A 352-nucleotide genomic window follows, 5' to 3' on the forward strand; every position below is an offset into this window, starting at 1 on the left:
TAAAAACGGGAAAAAGGATCAATTCACATCGAGAATTTTCTGAAGAATTTAAACGTAAATTGGTAGACGACTTCGAAAAAGGAGTCATGTCTGTTCCTCAAATGCAAAAGCATTACGGAGTTTGTAATGCTCTTATTTATCGTTGGATTTACAAGTATTCCACTTACAATGAAAAAAATATCAGAATCGTTGAGATGAAAGACAGCCAGACACATCGGTTAAAGGAACTCGAAGAAAAGGTCAAGGAGCTCGAACGAACTGTTGGACAGAAACAGATCATGATTGACTATTTAGAAAAGATGATTGACCTGGCCAAGGAAACCTATTCAATCGATATCAAAAAAAACTCCAA

Annotated in this window: 1 protein-coding gene; it reads left to right on the forward strand. The window is 35.8% G+C overall.

Annotated elements, in window-relative coordinates:
• A partial coding sequence (locus tag B2906_RS07495) for a transposase (protein ID WP_286936783.1) occupies positions 1–352 on the forward strand: 352 nt, incomplete at both ends.

Origin of the sequence: Algoriphagus sp. UBA3586 (assembly GCF_002376385.1) — a bacterium.
GTDB classification, from domain to species: domain Bacteria; phylum Bacteroidota; class Bacteroidia; order Cytophagales; family Cyclobacteriaceae; genus Algoriphagus; species Algoriphagus ornithinivorans.